Below are 15,168 nucleotides of genomic sequence, written 5' to 3' on the forward strand. Positions count from 1 at the left end.
AAGGCTTCTTTCAATCGACCATTTGATGATCTATATTCTGGTCAAAATGGAGTAATCGCATGAAGCTGTCAGAACAGGTCAAGCCGATCAGCTATCTCAAGGCCCATGCACCTGAGATCATCCGGACACTCAAGGACAATCCGCAGCCTGTCGTCATTACTCTTCACGGCGAGGCGAAAGCCATTCTGCAGGATGTCGGCCAATATGAGGAAACGCAGGAGACCTTGGCGCTGCTCAAGGTGCTGGCGCTGACCAACCGGCAAGTGGAGGAAGGCAAGCTGCGCCCTGCTGCCGACACCTTCGCGCGCATCCGCAAGCGTTTGTCCGACAGCCAAACCTGATGCCTTATCGTGTTCTTTTCGCCGAGGAAGCGGAACGCGACATCGAGGATCTCTATCGTTTCATCGCCGGCCGCGACGGCTCAGAGACGGCTGAGCGCATCCTGACGGAAATCGAAAGTGCCTGCGCCGATCTCGAAGAATTCCCTGCCCGAGGAAATATCCCGAAAGAACTCACCGGTATCGGCCTCACCGAATATCGGAAGCGGCACCATAAGCCTTGGCGCATGATCTATCGCATCATGGGCGATGATGTCGTCGTCTATTGTGTCGTCGACGGTCGCCGCGACATGCAGGCTTTCCTGGAGCGAAGGCTGATCCGCTGATCCCCGGCGTATCCAGTTCATCGGTCTCACAACCCTCGCGCCTTATCCAGCTTTTCGGCCGGCCGGCGCATTTGCCCGCAGGAGCGCCATAAGCATCGGGCCGATCGCGAATTCTCCCTTTTCGCTTCGCCGCGTCAGGTCGCGGAGATAGCCACCGGCCGAATTGATATGGCCGCCGCGCTCCAGGATGCACGCCATCACCGTCGCGGCATTTTCCGGTCCCATTGCATTTGCCGCTTCCTCGTAGGCTGACGGGCTGACGCCGAGCATCGATCGCACGGTCACCGCCGCGGCCATCAAGTCACGCCAGTTGCGGATTTCGCCATTCGGCCCGTAGGCAAGGATTTCAGGGCAGGCCTGCAGAACCAGGCCGAGCGGGAAGGATTTCAGCCCGCCAGCATCATCGCGCGCGCCCGGCCGTCGACTCAGCCCCTCCCCCTCCCTGCTCGGATGAGCAATCTCAGCCCTACCCTCTTCCATCGTCACGGCCTCCCGCCCATTGCCTTGCTCCGGCATCGCGCCCTGCTTCGTTTCGAAGCTTGGTTCAAGTTCAGAGCTAGATTCGGGGTTTGAATTCTGTATGTGACGCTCGTTATAATCGGCATTGCCGCGCTCTTTTGTCGATTTAACTCGAATTTCCAGCCGGTTAAGAATGTCCGCCCGGAGCATCGTCAATTCGTCCAGCAATTGTTCGAGCTGTGCCGTCGTCGGCGACCGGGGCAGGCCTTCGATCAGATCCCGAAATTCCTGGTACAGGCCCTGCCAATCCCCTTGAACGTCTTCTTCGACGGCCGCTTCGATCAGCTTGGCGATATCACGGCGGCAAAGCGTGATGCGTTCGCGCAGGCGCTGGACATGCAACCGCTCGGCCATCACTTCGGCGGCCAGCTGTTCGATCTCCTCGGCGCGGGCAAGCAGCGGTGCCAGCGAGAAGCCGAAGGCCTCGTTGACCTCCCCTGCCCTGTCCCTGCGGACATAACGCTTGCCGTTGGGGCTGTCCTTGCGCAACAGGAGCCCCGCCTCGACGAGTGCTGCAAGATGGCGCCGCACCGTCTGCTCGGCCATGCCATGCGTTCTGAGCGAAAGCTGGATATTCGATGGAAAGACGATCAGCCCGTTTTCCTGCGCCAGCTCGTTCTTGGGGTAAAAGCTTAAGAGCGCGTTGAGCACGGCAAGCGCCCGATCGCTGATGCCGAGCAGCGGCTTTGCTTCGCACAGCGCCCGAAACAGCTTCCATTTGTCGACTGACTGATCAGGCTTGATTTCGCCTGCCATCACCTGGCTGGCGAGCATGCCAAGCGTCATCGGCCGCCGCCCGAAGGGCGTCGTTACACTTCCGGTTTCCATCTCTTCCACCTCAACAAGGCAAAAGAAATCCGCTCGCCAAAACGGCGCCAAAAACTCTTGACAGCGATTCTCGGAAGTGCGATTCTCGGAGGTGTTCAAGACTACGAGGAAAGCTTCCGTGACGGTGACGTTCGGGGGCTTTTTTCTTTTGCGCGCTATCTCCTATCCGAATTGTCAGTTGACAATCGGTCTAACTGCCTCATTTTTCGTCATTTTCCTCTTCGAACTCGGCGGCGAGGCCTGCCAACCGCCGAGCCAGGAATTCCGAAAACGCCGCCGATTTGACGGTGATGCGAAAGGTTTTTCCGGAGTGGACCACCGAAGCAAGCGCCCCCCCGCTTTGGGTGCGAAGCGTCTGCTCGGCCCGCTGCGGCGCGCTCTTTTCCTCCAGCGCCTTCCAGATGACATCGAAGCGGCCATTGCTCTCCAACGTCTGGAAAGCTGCGGCAGCGATTGCCGCCTGCGCCTTCTTCTGCCCGCCCGCCTCCCTGAATTTCTCGGCAAAGGCAAGCCAACGCGGCCGTCCGACCTTGGGCGCCGGTCCGATGGCGAGAATGACCTCGGGATCGATCGTCTGTGCCACCTGCAGCAGCCTCGACGTCTCCGGCTTATCCGTCGCCAGCGCCTGGGCAATCATATCGCGGCTGAAGCCGTGTTCATCCATGCGTCGTGCAAACAGCGCCCGTTCGATGAAGCTCAAGTCGACGCGCGGGCCGTTTTCCTGACCCTGCGCGAGGATCAATTCCTCATCCGTCAGCTTGCGCACCACAGCCTTGACGGGAACCCCGATCTCCGCTGCCGCACGCAGACGCCTGTGGCCGTAGGCGGCCTGATAGTGCCCAGCCTTTGCGGGATCCGGCCGCACCAGGATCGGAACCTGCTGCCCGCTTTCCTGGATCGACTGCTTCAGCCGCTCGAACTCGGGATCCTTGTCGACCGGAATGCGGTCGCGGATGAAGGACATTTCGACGGCAGCCGGATCGATCTCCAGCACCTTGTCGCCGGAGGCAAGCGATTCGCGCAGCGCCTTGGCGGCCGCCGCTTCCTCTCCCAGCCGTCCAAGCGACAGGTTCATCGCCTTGACCGCGCCCGATGGCCGATGCGGCGGCGGCGCGCTCGGCGCATCCGGCCGTACCGGCTCGACGGCGCCAACCATGCTCTTCAGGATATCGCGACCTTTTGGGCTCATGTCCTGCTCCATGCACTGCGAATGAGTTGTTCCACCTCGGCATTGACGTTGTCGACCGATTCGACGCCGCGGTCATAGGTCTGGCGATGCATCGTCTCGCGTCCCGCCTCATAGATCGTCTGCTTGGACAGGCCCGCATCCGAGACCGCCGTCGACTTGACCATCATCGAGGTCAGCACACGCTCCCCGAACAGGCTGCGCAGGAAGGCGACGATCTGCGCCTGTGGGCCATCGTTGGCCTCATAGCGGGTAACCAGATAGCGCATCCAGTCGTAATCGAGATTGCCGCCGGCCTCCTTGACCACGGACAGGAGGTCGGAGGTCATCGTCAGGAACTGGTTCATCGACGCGACGTCGAGCATCTGCGGATGAACGGTGATCAGCACGGCAGTGGCGGCGCAGAGAGCAGACAGCGTCAGGAAGCCGAGGGTAGGCGGGCAATCGATGATGACGACGTCGTAGCTCTCTTCCAGCGAATGCAGCGCATTGCCGACCCGCATGAAGAACATGTCTTTATCGTCACGGTTGGTGTCGGCCAGGGCCTTTGGCGTATCGTGCTCGAACTCGTGCAGTTCGAGATTGCCGGGGATGAGATCGAGACCGGGGAAATAGGTCTGGCGGACGATGTCGCCAACGTCGCGGCGCGTCTCGTCATATTTGATGGCGCCGTAGAGCGTCTCGTTTTCACCGACGTCGAATTCGGGCTGATATCCGAGCATCGCCGACATCGACGCCTGCGGATCGAGATCGACGGCCAGCACACGATAGCCGCGAAGCGCCAGGAACTGCGCCAGATGGATGGATGTCGTCGTCTTGCCGGACCCGCCCTTGAAATTGGTGACGGCGATTACCTGGAGATGGTCGCCCTGCCGGCGCATCGGCAGGTAGGAGGGTTTGGTGCGCCCGAGATGCTGGCGCATCGCATGGATTTCCTCAAGCGAGAACACCCGGCGGCCGGACGCCGTCTTTTCAGGATTGATGGTTTCCACCTGAGCGGCGAGGTGGCGAACATAGCTGTCGGTGACGCCGAGCAGCTTGGCGGTCTCTGTGCTGCTGAAGCGTCGCAGCGATTTGCGGGCATCGGGCGAAAACAACCGCTCGAACAGCACCTGGAGCTGGCTGCTGAGCATTGTCGAGTCCTGCGCAATCGTCTCGTCGATCGAGACTTGACTCGCTCTCTTGGCTTTCTCAACAATCGCGGCCCTGGTCGGCATTCACGCAAATCCTGATAAATCGGGTAATTTTGCGCAAATGATCGTGAGTCTGGCAATGACGTCAAGCGGTTTCTTGGTTAGCGAATGGATAACAAACCGGATTCAACGAAAAAATCATGTGCAATTCCGGAATCTTAGCTCTGTTGTCAGCTGACAATGGCGGCCGTCTCCACATTCGCCGACGTCAGCCTTCAAAATATCGCAGAACATTCGATGCGACTCAGCATTGGTGCCGACTCGGCCAAGATCGATTTCCGCCGCTGAGCGTAAACCGGATTGGGTAATCCACCTCTCATTTATAGGCGGACGAATGGTACGGGTTTTCGGCTTCCGATCCGCGGACGGGGCCATTGCCTGAGGACTTGCCGTTAGCGTCCTGGGTTTCAGGATCACGGCGCGACGGGGCAAGGCCGAGCATTTGTTCGAGACGGCCGGCATTGAGCGGAGCGCTTATTCCCTTGAAGTTCATAATCCATCTTTCGTCTGCGCATGGCTTGTGTAACGCTGCAGAGATAAGCGCAATTTGAAGCCGCCGAGAACAACCCGTCGGCGTTATCACCATCTTTTCCGACGAGAAGCAGGAAAGGGGAGGGGCCTCCATCTTTTTTGCCGCCGCCCCGCATGCGGGATCCGAAGGTGACGTTGAAGGTAGCGGATCAGCTTTCTGCCCATGCCGGCGAGGCGACATCCGGGGCAGGGGCCGTCATGATCACATGTAGATCACAACTCGCACGGCTAGGCGAATCAGGTTTCGGTCAGTATGCTCGGCGACGTTCGCATTGATTGCGTTGCCACAGAGCGGCCACCAGCCCGATCCGATCTCATCTCCTTAGTCGAACCAGCACCTTTCTAACGGAACTTATTGGCGGATTCGCTTCCGTCTACGGAATTCCTTGTTGTTTACCTGCTATTTACCATAACAGTTCGCAGCACAGCCGAGCCTGTGGTTTGTGGGCGTGGCGTGAGGGGGAGCCTATCGCGCCTTCGTTGTCTCGCGATTGGTAAAATGCGCATTGCCCAAACCCGTACCGATCGTCAGCACTGCCCATCGCGACACGTCGGTCATAAATGGGACCTGCGACAATCCCTGGACGACAGCGTCGTTGTGCATCATCACGAAGGTGCTGTCGTCGCCGATCTCGGGAATGGCCTTCATCAGCGCGGCGGGGAGGTTGAAGCTGTCGCTCTCCCAGTTTCCCCCCGGCAGGTTCTGCCCGCCGCGTTCGATGGAGCCATCGGCTTTGATGATGCCGGGGCAGGCGATCCCGATGATCGGCGCGGGTTTGAGGTTGGCCTTTTCGGCCTTGCCGATCAGTTCATGCAGCATCGCGGCCAAGCGCTCGATGGTTGCGGTGCGACTCGGCTCGTCGTCGGCATGGCGCCAGATCGTTGATTCCCAGACGCTCGCATCCCCAAAGTTCGGCACGTCGTCCTTTCCGAATTTAACGACGCCGGCACGAACATTGGTGCCGCCGATATCGACGGCCAGGATTGCCTCGTGACCTTTGAACATCCAGCGCGGCATCAGATGGACCGCACCGATCAGCCCGGCCTCATCAGGATGGTGAACGATCGGTACGACTTCGACGTCGATGCCGGCCGCCTTGAGAATAACCATGGTCCTGGCAATCGTCAGCTCGCCAAAGCGGCTCTGCCGGAAACCGCCGCCGACGACGATGCGTTCCGTCTTCACCCAGCGTTTGTCCTTTAGAAACTTTCCGATCACATCGGCAAAGTCCTGAGCGAAGTCCTCCACCGCCCCCATGACCAGTGCCGCGGCCTCCATATCGTCACCCTTCAGAAAGGCATCGATCTTTTTCTTGGAAAGCTTCGCCGTCGCGGTCTTGCCGATCGGGTCGTCTCCGACCTTGCGGACACGTTTTCTCCAATCGTCGAGCTTCATCTGAAACGTCTTCTTATTGGCGTTGTCGCCAACGAAACCATCCTTGTCACGCAGTTCGTTGTTGTAGTCGTCGATCGTCACCAATGGCAGGTTCAACGCGCCATGTGCCAACGGGGCATTGACCTCATCACGGGGCTCGGAACTGCTTTTGGCCATCAAACTACCTTCTGCGGCGCGAGTGCTCGAACGGGCGGCGAGATAAAACGCAGACTGGCTCCGGATGTTCCGGCGTCTGAAAGCCACCTTGCCGTCGTCGGCCGGTGACCTAGCTTCCATGATTGCAGAGTTTGGAGAATCCCGTGCAGGACGATACCGCGACCCAGGAAATGCTTTCACTGGTCCTGGAAGAGCCGGACCACTGGGCGATGTTCCTCGACATCGACGGAACGCTGCTCAATCTCGCGCCTACGCCTGATGCGATCGAGGTTCCAGAGGCTCTTCCCGGACAACTTCATCGCCTGTCGAACAAGCTCGGCGGCGCCTTGGCGCTGGTCACCGGGCGATCGCTTGCCTATGCGGACGCGCTGTTCAAACCCTTTGCATTTCCGACGGCAGGCCTTCACGGCGCGGAAATCAGGAGCGCCGCCGGAATGCACACGCTCGAGGCCACACCGGAATTTCAGGCGTTGAAACATGCCCTGACAGCCGAAGCCGAGCACTATCCCGGCGTCCTGATCGAGGACAAGGGCGCCGCCGTTGCCGCCCATTACCGGCTGGCGCCGGAATATGAAAAGGTGCTCGAAGAGCGCATGCATCATTATGCCGAGGTCGCCGGGCCGAACTGGGCGTTGCAGCTAGGCAAGATGGTCTTCGAGCTGCGACCGGCACGATCGAGCAAGGGCGATGCGCTGGAGCGGTTTTTCCAGGCCGACCCTTTCAAGAACCGCTGCCCGATCACCATCGGCGATGACCTGACCGACGAGTCGATGTTTGCGATCGCCAATGCGCGCGGCGGCGTTTCGGTGCGTGTCGGTGCGATCGGCACCCCGAGCTGCGCCACGAGCCGGCTGTCCTCCTCTGCGCTGGTGAGAAACGTCATTGCCGCTTTGGCCGCCTGAAGCAGATCCTTGGATGATGTGCGTGCGGATTGCTGCCGCCTTTTACCCGGCCTCGCAGCGTCAATCGTCAAAAAAGTATCGGTTTTGACCGGGAATCGTGGTGGCGGGCGTGAAACGAGCCCACTACACTCCCCTTCAACAATAAAGCCAAAAAGGCAATTTGGCGGGTGGGATTGGAACCCGTCCTCGGAGGAGGAAACGATGGAACCCGACTTGGAAGTCATTCAGATCAGGCCGGGCGAATCCTTCGCAACGAAGGCGCACGGCTATCCCTATCATACGGTTCGCTGGCATTTTCATCCGGAATACGAACTGCATCTCGTCGTGGCGACAACCGGACGCTATTTCGTCGGCGACTTCATCGGCGAGTTCGAGCCGGGCAATCTCGTGCTTGCCGGCCCCAATCTTCCCCATAACTGGATCAGCGATGTTCCGAAGGGATCGAGCATTCCGCTTCGATGCCAGCTCATCCAGTTCAGCGAGAATTTCATCAGCGACACGATGAAGGTGCTGGCGGAGCTCGGCCCCTTCGAGCCGGTGCTCGAAGCTTCCCGCCGCGGCGTGCTCTTCGGCACGGATACCAGCCGGCAGGTCGCGCCGCTGATGGACGAGGTGCAGCAGGCGCAGGGCGTGCGCCGCATCGAGCTCTTCATGATGATCGTCGGTCTGCTCAGCCGGGCGCAGGATGCCCAGCTTCTCGCCAGCCCGAGCTATCTGCCGGATCCGTCCGGCTACATGTCGGCCGGCATCAACAAGGCGCTCGCCTATATCCGGGAGAACCTGACGAAATCCTTCGACGAAGCCGATCTCGCCAGGATCGCCGAACAGTCCACCGGCGCCTTTTCCCGCGCCTTCCGCCGCCATACCGGCATGTCGCTCGTGCAATATGTCAAACGCCTGCGCATCAACCTCGCCTGCCAGATCCTGATGAGCGACGACCACGCATCGATCACCGACATCTGCTTCGAAGTCGGCTTCAACAATCTGTCCAATTTCAACCGGCAATTTCTCGCGGAAAAGGGCATGACGCCTTCGCGCTTCCGGCGGCTATTGGGTGACAATATCAACGTGGCGAAGGCGGCTTAAGCAAGCCGGACGAGCACCGTTGTCGGGAATATGATCATGGTCCGCCGAAGACGGCGATAGGGAGGACGAGGAGGAGGAGGCAAAACCGACATCGATTTGGACGCGAGCGCGCAACGAGCGGTTCGCGACAGGAGACGCTTGTCCTCAGAAAACTGCAAACCGCCGGGACAGGCGTGGCGGTCGTTCAGCCGAACGGCGGCAGCAGAACACTGCAACGACGAAGTTACACAATTTTTCCAACGGGAGGAGATGGAAATGATGAAATTCTCGACGAAAGCGGCAGGCGCCGCCGCACTTATCCTGTCCTTGCTCGGCGGGACTTCCGCCTTTGCGCAAAACGCCGTTGCCGATGCGACGGTCGCGTTCCTCATGCCCGACCAGGGCTCGACCCGCTACGAAGAACACGACCATCCGGGCTTCGTCGCGGAAATGAAGAAGCTCTGCGCCTCCTGCAAGGTCCTTTATCAGAATGCTGATGCCGATATCGCCAAACAGCAGCAGCAGTTCAATTCGGCCATCACCCAGGGCGCCAAGGTTATCGTGCTCGATCCGGTGGATTCGGCAGCGGCCGCCTCCCTCGTCCAGCTCGCCCAAAGCCAGGGCGTCAAGGTCATCGCCTATGACCGTCCGATCCCGAAGGGCAAGGCCGATTTCTACGTCTCCTTCGACAACAAGGCGATCGGCAAGGCAATCGCGGAATCGCTCGTCCAGCATCTCAAGGCGAAGAATGTGCCGACCGATGGCGGCGGCATCCTGCAGATCAACGGTTCGCCCACGGATGCGGCCGCCGGGCTGATCAAGGACGGCATTCACGAGGGTCTCGCCAACGGCGGCTACAAGACGCTTGCCGAATTCGACACGCCGAACTGGCAGCCGGCGAATGCCCAGCAATGGGCGGCCGGCCAGATCACCCGTTTCGGCAAACAGATCGTCGGCGTCGTCGCCGCCAATGACGGCACCGGCGGCGGCGCCATCGCCGCCTTCAAGGCAGCCGGCGTCGATCCCGTGCCGCCGGTCACCGGCAATGATGCGACGATCGCCGCGCTGCAGCTGATCATATCGGGGGATCAGTACAACACGATCTCCAAGCCGAGCGAAATCGTCGCCGCGGCTGCGGCCGACGTCGCCGTCAAGCTCTTGGCCGGAGAAACGATCAAGGCCGAGATGACGCTTTACGACACGCCGGCGCAGCTCTTCGTCCCTGCCGTCGTCACCGCCGAAAACCTCAAGGCCGAGATCATCGACAAGAAGATCAACACCGCCGAGGAATTGTGCACCGGCCGTTATGCCGACGGCTGCAAGAAGCTCGGCATCACCAAGTAATCGCGCCAAGGGAAGCGCGGCCGGCCGCCGGTCACGCTTCCGCTCTCGTTTCGGAAAGGCCAGGCGATGTCTGACACCTCTCATATTCTTGACGGCGCCCGCCAGCCTGTTCTCAGCCTGCGCGGAATATCGAAGAACTTCGGGGCGGTCTCGGCGCTCACCGATATCGAACTCGACGTGCATGCCGGAGAGGTCGTGGCGCTCGTCGGCGACAATGGCGCCGGCAAATCGACGCTGGTCAAGATCCTGGCCGGCGTACACCAGCCGAGCTCGGGCACGATCCTGTTCGAGGGCAAACAGGCAAATCTGTCGAGCCCGAGTGCCGCCCTCGACCTCGGCATTGCGACCGTCTTCCAGGATTTGGCCCTGTGCGAAAATCTCGATGTGGTCGCCAATATCTTTCTCGGCAAGGAGCTCAATCCCTTCCAGCTCGACGAGGTCGCCATGGAGATCCGCGCCTGGAAGCTCTTAAACGAGCTTTCGGCCCGAATCCCAAGCGTTCGCGAGCCCGTCGCCTCGCTGTCCGGCGGACAGCGCCAGACCGTGGCGATCGCCCGGTCGCTGCTGCTCGAGCCGAAACTGATCATGCTCGACGAACCGACGGCAGCGCTCGGTGTCGCCCAGACCGCCGAGGTACTGGATCTGATCGAGCGCGTGCGTGAACGCGGCCTCGCCGTCATCATGATCAGCCACAATATGGAGGATGTGCGTGCGGTCGCCGACCGCATCGTCGTGCTTCGGCTTGGACGCAACAACGGCACCTTCATGCCGGATGCCTCCAATGAAGAGCTGGTCAGCGCGATCACCGGCGCTTCCAACAATTCCGTCTCCCGCCGCGCCACGCGCCGCAAGGCGCAAAGCCGAGAGAACGAGGAGGGCAGGGCATGATGAAGACCTTGCAGAATGAACCGGCGGCCTCCCCACTCCTCGACCGGCGCGACGAAAGGGTGCGCCACGACGACAGCCTTGCCGGCTCGATCCGCGCCTTCTGGGATCGCATCCGCTCCGGCGACCTCGGCTCGCTGCCGGTCATTATCGGCCTGGCGATCATCTGGACGGTGTTCCAGGCGCTCAATCCGGTGTTTCTCTCCAGCACCAATCTCGTCAACATGCTGTTCGACTGCTCGACGGTCGGCGTCATCTCGCTCGGTATCGTCTGCATCCTGATGGTGGGTGAGATCGATCTTTCCGTCGGCTCGGTCAGCGGCTTCGCCTCGGCGCTGGTTGGCGTCTTCTGGGTCAATCAAGGCTGGCCGGTGGTGCTCGCGGTCCTCGCCGCGATGATCGTCGGCGCCCTGATCGGCTCGCTCTACGCCTTCCTGTTCAACCGCTTCGGCATGCCGAGCTTCGTCTCCACCCTGTCGGGGCTGCTCGCGGTTCTCGGCCTGCAGCTCTATATCCTCGGAGCCACCGGCTCGATCAATCTCCCCTATGGCTCTTGGCTGGTGAATTTCGGGCAGATCATGGTCATGCCGGATCCGGTCGCCTATCTGCTGGTGGCGCTTGCCGGCATTGCCTTCTTCCTCGCGAGCTACCGCACATCGGCGCGACGGCGGGCAGCCGGCCTGTCGGCGAAATCGACCGGCGGACTGTGTTTCCGCGCCGTCGTCATCACGGTCGCCCTGGAAGCGGTTGCCTTCTATCTCAACCAGTCGCGCGGTATTCCCTGGATGTTCGGCCTCTTCGTCGGGCTCGTCGCCGCCATGAATTATGCGCTGACGCGCACGAAATGGGGACGATCCATGCAAGCCGTCGGCGGCAACAGGGAGGCCGCCCGCCGCTCGGGCATCAATGTGTCGCGCATCTATGCGAGCGCCTTCGTCGCCTGTGCCCTGCTTGCCGCGACCGGCGGCGTGCTTTCGGCGGCGCGTCTGGCGACCGCAAGCCAGCAGGCCGGCACCGGCGACGTCAACCTCAACGCCATCGCTGCGGCGGTCATCGGCGGCACAAGCCTGTTCGGCGGACGCGGCAGCGCCTATTCGGCCCTTCTCGGCATCATCGTCATCCAGTCGATCGCCAGCGGGCTGACGCTCCTCGATCTGTCGTCGTCGCTTCGATACATGATCACCGGCGCCGTTCTTGCCGTCGCCGTCGTCGTCGACTCGCTGGCACGCCGATCGCGGATTTCGCACGGCCGCGCCTAAACCACTTGAGAAAACAGAGGAAGAAAATGGGACAGGATCTGTCTGGAAAAGTCGCGGCCGTCACCGGAGCGGCATCGGGTATCGGCCTGGAATGCGCCAAGGCCTTGCTTGCCGCCGGCGTTCGGGTAGTGCTGGTCGACCGCAATGAGGAGGCCTTGAAGGAAATCTGCTCGGCCCTCGGCGCCAATGCCATTCCGCTGGTCATCGATCTCACCGATCCGAAAAGTGTGGCAGGAATGATGCCGCAGATTCTGGAGAAGGCAGGGCAGCTGGATATTTTCCACGCCAATGCCGGCTCCTATATCGGCGGCGAGGTGCTTGGCGGCGACCCCGACGCCTGGGACCGAATGCTCAACCTGAACGTCAACGCCGCCTTCCGTTCGGTGCATGCCGTCCTGCCGCATATGGTCGAGCGCAAGACCGGGGATATCATCCTGACGAGCTCCGTCGCCGGTTTGGTTCCCGTCGTCTGGGAGCCGATTTACACAGCCTCCAAACATGCGGTCCAGGCATTCGTCCATACGCTGCGACGGCAAGTGGCTAAACACGGCCTGCGCGTCGGTGCCGTCGCGCCTGGCCCCGTCGTCACGGCTCTCCTCAGCGATTGGCCGCAGGAAAAGCTGGATGAGGCGCTCGCCGCCGGCGGCCTGATGGAACCGAAGGAAGTGGCCGAAGCAGTGCTCTTCATGCTGACGCGCCCGCGCAACATCACCATCCGCGATCTCGTCATCCTGCCGCAGAGCACCGACATCTGATCAGCGCTTGCCGCTTTCGCAAAACCAGAAAGGAAGCGCCATGATCTTCGACAGATTTCGCCTGGACGGGCAGGTGGCGCTGATAACCGGCGGCACACGCGGCATCGGGCTTGCAATCGCCGAGGCGCTCGGCGAGGCCGGCGCCACAGTTGTCATCACCGGACGGACCCGCAATACGGCGGCGGAAGCCCGACTCGTCAAAGCCGGTGTCGATTGCGATTTCATCGCCGCCGACCTAATGAAAGACGATGCCGCCGACGCGCTCGTCACCGAGACCCTCTCGCGGACCGGCCGGCTCGACATTCTGGTCAACAATGCCGGCATCGCCATTCATGGCGACAGCGGCGAATTCTCCGATGCGATCTGGCGTGAGATCATGACCATCAATGTCGACGCCGTCTTCCGCGCCTGCCGCGCCGCACTCGCCCCCATGCGGCGCCAGGGCAGGGGTGTTATCCTCAATATCGGCTCGATGTCGGGCATCGTCTCCAACATTCCGCAGAACCAGGTCGCCTACAACACCTCCAAGGCGGCGGTCCATATGATGACGAAGAGCCTGGCGAGCGAAGTCGCCGCCGAGAATATCCGCGTCAACGCCATCGCGCCGGGCTATATCGACACCGATCTGTCGCGCGGCGGCATCGACAATCCCGACTGGTTCCCGACCTGGCGCAGCATGACCCCGATGGGACGCGTCGGGCAGCCGGAAGAGGTGGCGGGTGCCGCCTTGTTCCTCTGCTCGGCGGCGGCAAGCTACGTCACCGGCGAAGTGCTGGTGATCGATGGTGGTTATACGACACGATAATGGACTGACGGCGGCACGAGTTCACCCAAGCAATCGAGCATCCATTGGACACCAAAACGATCGGTGAGCTTGCCGTAATAGCTCCCCCATGGCTGGACAGCGAGTGGTGTCGTTATCTTGCCGCCTTCTGCGAGCCGTGCGAAAAACCCGTCGGTCCTGTCGCGGACATCCAGGATCAGCATGTGGGCGGAGCCTCGCATCGGCTCGGCATCGTGATTGTCGGAGGCGAAGAACAGAATGCCTGGTCCTTCGAAACGCGCATGCATCACCTTGCCCCGCATGGCTTCGCTGGCAACGGGCATTCCATCTGCGCCATGGCGCTTCAATAGCGTGACCTGGCCAAGCCCGCATTCGGCATAAAAGGAGAGTGCCTCCTCGCAGCCGTTGGAAAAGAACAGATAGTTGGCAAGCTGCATGGCTGGCTCCGTCGCGCCGCCGGATAGCGGCGCTGCTGTGTCAGGTCCAAGGTTTCGCACGTGCGCCGCAATCCTTACAACGCGGCGGCCGCGCCCTGGATGGCGCCGACGAAGTCGGCATTGCTGTAACTATCGCCGGCAATTCCCCAGGCCCCCTCGGGGGCATAGACGATATTCGACCATATATGCTCTCGCTTGAGCCGGCCCTCGGCGGCCTGTTCGACGACATCGGCCGCTTTTTCGATGAAGGCCTGTTTCGCTTCGGCGCTCGCCAGCGCGACCTCCGGCAATTTGAGTTCGACGAACGCCGCAGCGATCGGCTTTCCCGCCGCAAGCACGTGCTCGCGCGGCAGCACGTTGATGGTGCCGATGACATTGGCGGTCATGAAGGCGTTGCCGGTCAAGCCGGCGACATCGAGCAACGCGTCCGTCAATCCGGCAAAAGCGCGCGCCTGGGCCTCCGGCGAGAGCAGGCCTTCCGGCACGGTGAGTGTGATAGGCATCGGATATCTCCCTCTTTGAATTGTGACCGCTTCTGATATACCGATCACTCTTTATGGATACACACCGATCGCTCTCTTCGCAAGCAATAAAGAGGGATCGCTCTCTAAATGAGGTTTTCATGCGTTACAGCGCTGAACACAAACTGGAAACCCGGGCCCGCGTTATCGCCGCTGCGGGACAGGTCTTCCGCAAGGACGGCTATGGCGGCGCCGGAATCGACGCGCTGACAAAGGCTGCCGGCGTGACGAACGGCGCCTTCTACGGACATTTCAAATCGAAGGCCGAAGCCTTTCGTACAGCTGTGCTGGAAGGGCTCGAAGAGCTGCGGCAGGGAATCGCCGCGCTGAAGACCAATCAGCCGAAAGACTGGCTGCCGACATTCGTCAGCTACTATCTCGGCTATAAAAGAACCTGCGATTTGGGCGAAAGCTGTGCTCTGCCGAGCCTTTCGCCCGACGTGATGCGCGCGGATAAGGAAACGCGAAGCGCCTACACGGCTGAGATCAAACGCCTCGTCGAAGAAGTCGCCGCCGGCCTGCCGGAGCACAAGATAGAGGGCCGATCCGAAATGAGCCAAGAAGATCAGGCGATCCTGCTTCTCGCCATGCTGAGCGGCGGCGTCACCCTTGCGCGCGCCGTTTCCGACCCGGCGCTGTCCGAACGCATCGCTGATATTGTCGCGCAGGCGGCGTTGGCGGCAATAAAACCGCACAACTGATCCGCTTGCTTGCGAGCATGCGTTCGGCACCCGAAAGGCCTC

At 61.1% G+C, this 15,168-nt stretch carries 16 protein-coding genes; 10 read left to right on the plus strand and 6 right to left on the minus strand.

Annotation, left to right across the window (positions count from 1 at the left end; genetic code table 11):
• Window positions 1–59 precede the first annotated feature (59 nt).
• Both QMO80_RS30280 and QMO80_RS30285 read left to right on the plus strand, forming a co-directional pair.
• Entirely contained in the window at window positions 60–341 is a 282-nt protein-coding gene (locus QMO80_RS30280) for a type II toxin-antitoxin system Phd/YefM family antitoxin (RefSeq protein ID WP_283201530.1), read from the plus strand.
• Window positions 341–664: a type II toxin-antitoxin system RelE/ParE family toxin gene (locus tag QMO80_RS30285; RefSeq protein ID WP_283201531.1), complete on the plus strand. Its 324-nt coding sequence runs from the start codon at window positions 341–343 to the stop codon at window positions 662–664. The genes QMO80_RS30280 and QMO80_RS30285 overlap by 1 nt, the downstream gene beginning before the upstream one ends.
• Window positions 665–706: 42 nt before the next feature.
• Here the strand turns inward: QMO80_RS30285 and repC are convergent, their stop codons facing one another.
• From repC to QMO80_RS30305, 4 genes are all read right to left on the minus strand, one after another.
• Window positions 707–2,011, minus strand: coding sequence for a plasmid replication protein RepC (gene repC, locus QMO80_RS30290; protein WP_283201532.1), 1,305 nt, complete (start codon window positions 2,009–2,011; stop codon window positions 707–709).
• A gap of 199 nt (window positions 2,012–2,210) precedes the next feature.
• The gene (gene repB / locus QMO80_RS30295; RefSeq protein WP_283201533.1) at window positions 2,211–3,200 is read right to left on the minus strand and encodes a plasmid partitioning protein RepB; all 990 of its coding nucleotides are present in this window, start codon (window positions 3,198–3,200) and stop codon (window positions 2,211–2,213) included.
• Entirely contained in the window at window positions 3,197–4,414 is a 1,218-nt protein-coding gene (gene repA / locus QMO80_RS30300) for a plasmid partitioning protein RepA (protein ID WP_283201534.1), read from the minus strand. The genes repB and repA overlap by 4 nt, the downstream gene beginning before the upstream one ends.
• Window positions 4,415–5,387: 973 nt before the next feature.
• Complete coding sequence (locus QMO80_RS30305) at window positions 5,388–6,473, minus strand: ROK family protein (RefSeq protein WP_283201540.1); 1,086 nt, start codon at window positions 6,471–6,473, stop codon at window positions 5,388–5,390.
• A 122-nt stretch (window positions 6,474–6,595) separates the two neighbouring features.
• Between QMO80_RS30305 and otsB the strand changes: the two genes are divergently transcribed.
• The 7 genes from otsB to QMO80_RS30340 all read left to right on the plus strand — a co-directional run bounded on the left by otsB (window position 6,596) and on the right by QMO80_RS30340 (window position 13,488).
• Entirely contained in the window at window positions 6,596–7,375 is a 780-nt protein-coding gene (gene otsB / locus QMO80_RS30310; RefSeq protein ID WP_283201257.1) for a trehalose-phosphatase, read from the plus strand.
• Window positions 7,376–7,576: 201 nt separating this feature from the next.
• Window positions 7,577–8,461: an AraC family transcriptional regulator gene (locus QMO80_RS30315; RefSeq protein WP_283201258.1), complete on the plus strand. Its 885-nt coding sequence runs from the start codon at window positions 7,577–7,579 to the stop codon at window positions 8,459–8,461.
• 249 nt (window positions 8,462–8,710) lie between these two features.
• On the plus strand, window positions 8,711–9,784 hold the full coding sequence (locus QMO80_RS30320) for a sugar ABC transporter substrate-binding protein (RefSeq protein WP_283201259.1): 1,074 nt from the start codon (window positions 8,711–8,713) through the stop codon (window positions 9,782–9,784).
• A 66-nt stretch (window positions 9,785–9,850) separates the two neighbouring features.
• Complete coding sequence (locus QMO80_RS30325; RefSeq protein WP_283201260.1) at window positions 9,851–10,672, plus strand: ATP-binding cassette domain-containing protein; 822 nt, start codon at window positions 9,851–9,853, stop codon at window positions 10,670–10,672.
• Entirely contained in the window at window positions 10,669–11,928 is a 1,260-nt protein-coding gene (locus QMO80_RS30330; protein WP_283201261.1) for a sugar ABC transporter permease, read from the plus strand. The genes QMO80_RS30325 and QMO80_RS30330 overlap by 4 nt, the downstream gene beginning before the upstream one ends.
• Window positions 11,929–11,954: 26 nt before the next feature.
• Window positions 11,955–12,683, plus strand: a complete 729-nt coding sequence (locus tag QMO80_RS30335; protein WP_283201262.1) for an SDR family oxidoreductase — start codon at window positions 11,955–11,957, stop codon at window positions 12,681–12,683.
• A gap of 40 nt (window positions 12,684–12,723) precedes the next feature.
• On the plus strand, window positions 12,724–13,488 hold the full coding sequence (locus QMO80_RS30340; protein ID WP_283201263.1) for an SDR family NAD(P)-dependent oxidoreductase: 765 nt from the start codon (window positions 12,724–12,726) through the stop codon (window positions 13,486–13,488).
• Here QMO80_RS30340 and QMO80_RS30345 read toward each other — a convergent pair.
• Complete coding sequence (locus QMO80_RS30345) at window positions 13,473–13,904, minus strand: VOC family protein (RefSeq protein WP_283201264.1); 432 nt, start codon at window positions 13,902–13,904, stop codon at window positions 13,473–13,475. The two genes, QMO80_RS30340 and QMO80_RS30345, sit on opposite strands and share 16 nt — an antisense overlap.
• 74 nt (window positions 13,905–13,978) lie before the next feature.
• Window positions 13,979–14,407, minus strand: a complete 429-nt coding sequence (locus QMO80_RS30350; RefSeq protein WP_283201265.1) for a Tautomerase enzyme — start codon at window positions 14,405–14,407, stop codon at window positions 13,979–13,981.
• Window positions 14,408–14,526: 119 nt separating this feature from the next.
• Here QMO80_RS30350 and QMO80_RS30355 point away from each other — a divergent pair, with 119 nt between their 5' ends.
• Window positions 14,527–15,126 (plus strand): TetR/AcrR family transcriptional regulator, encoded by a 600-nt coding sequence (locus QMO80_RS30355; protein WP_283201266.1) that lies wholly within the window; start codon window positions 14,527–14,529, stop codon window positions 15,124–15,126.
• The last annotated feature ends 42 nt before the right edge of the window (window positions 15,127–15,168 follow it).

The sequence above is a fragment of the Rhizobium sp. BT03 genome, assembly GCF_030053155.1.
Taxonomy (GTDB): Bacteria; Pseudomonadota; Alphaproteobacteria; order Rhizobiales; family Rhizobiaceae; genus Rhizobium.

What these genes read in the sequence shown, in the direction of transcription:
- QMO80_RS30280 (WP_283201530.1), top strand. Translation starts at nt 60, where the DNA reads ATGAAGCTGTCAGAACAGGTCAAGCCGATCAGCTATCTCAAGGCCCAT.
- QMO80_RS30285 (WP_283201531.1), top strand. Translation starts at nt 341, where the DNA reads ATGCCTTATCGTGTTCTTTTCGCCGAGGAAGCGGAACGCGACATCGAG.
- repC (WP_283201532.1), bottom strand. Translation starts at nt 2,011, where the DNA reads ATGGAAACCGGAAGTGTAACGACGCCCTTCGGGCGGCGGCCGATGACG.
- repB (WP_283201533.1), bottom strand. Translation starts at nt 3,200, where the DNA reads ATGAGCCCAAAAGGTCGCGATATCCTGAAGAGCATGGTTGGCGCCGTC.
- repA (WP_283201534.1), bottom strand. Translation starts at nt 4,414, where the DNA reads ATGCCGACCAGGGCCGCGATTGTTGAGAAAGCCAAGAGAGCGAGTCAA.
- QMO80_RS30305 (WP_283201540.1), bottom strand. Translation starts at nt 6,473, where the DNA reads ATGGCCAAAAGCAGTTCCGAGCCCCGTGATGAGGTCAATGCCCCGTTG.
- QMO80_RS30315 (WP_283201258.1), top strand. Translation starts at nt 7,577, where the DNA reads ATGGAACCCGACTTGGAAGTCATTCAGATCAGGCCGGGCGAATCCTTC.
- QMO80_RS30320 (WP_283201259.1), top strand. Translation starts at nt 8,711, where the DNA reads ATGGAAATGATGAAATTCTCGACGAAAGCGGCAGGCGCCGCCGCACTT.
- QMO80_RS30325 (WP_283201260.1), top strand. Translation starts at nt 9,851, where the DNA reads ATGTCTGACACCTCTCATATTCTTGACGGCGCCCGCCAGCCTGTTCTC.
- QMO80_RS30330 (WP_283201261.1), top strand. Translation starts at nt 10,669, where the DNA reads ATGATGAAGACCTTGCAGAATGAACCGGCGGCCTCCCCACTCCTCGAC.
- QMO80_RS30335 (WP_283201262.1), top strand. Translation starts at nt 11,955, where the DNA reads ATGGGACAGGATCTGTCTGGAAAAGTCGCGGCCGTCACCGGAGCGGCA.
- QMO80_RS30340 (WP_283201263.1), top strand. Translation starts at nt 12,724, where the DNA reads ATGATCTTCGACAGATTTCGCCTGGACGGGCAGGTGGCGCTGATAACC.
- QMO80_RS30345 (WP_283201264.1), bottom strand. Translation starts at nt 13,904, where the DNA reads ATGCAGCTTGCCAACTATCTGTTCTTTTCCAACGGCTGCGAGGAGGCA.
- QMO80_RS30350 (WP_283201265.1), bottom strand. Translation starts at nt 14,407, where the DNA reads ATGCCTATCACACTCACCGTGCCGGAAGGCCTGCTCTCGCCGGAGGCC.
- QMO80_RS30355 (WP_283201266.1), top strand. Translation starts at nt 14,527, where the DNA reads ATGCGTTACAGCGCTGAACACAAACTGGAAACCCGGGCCCGCGTTATC.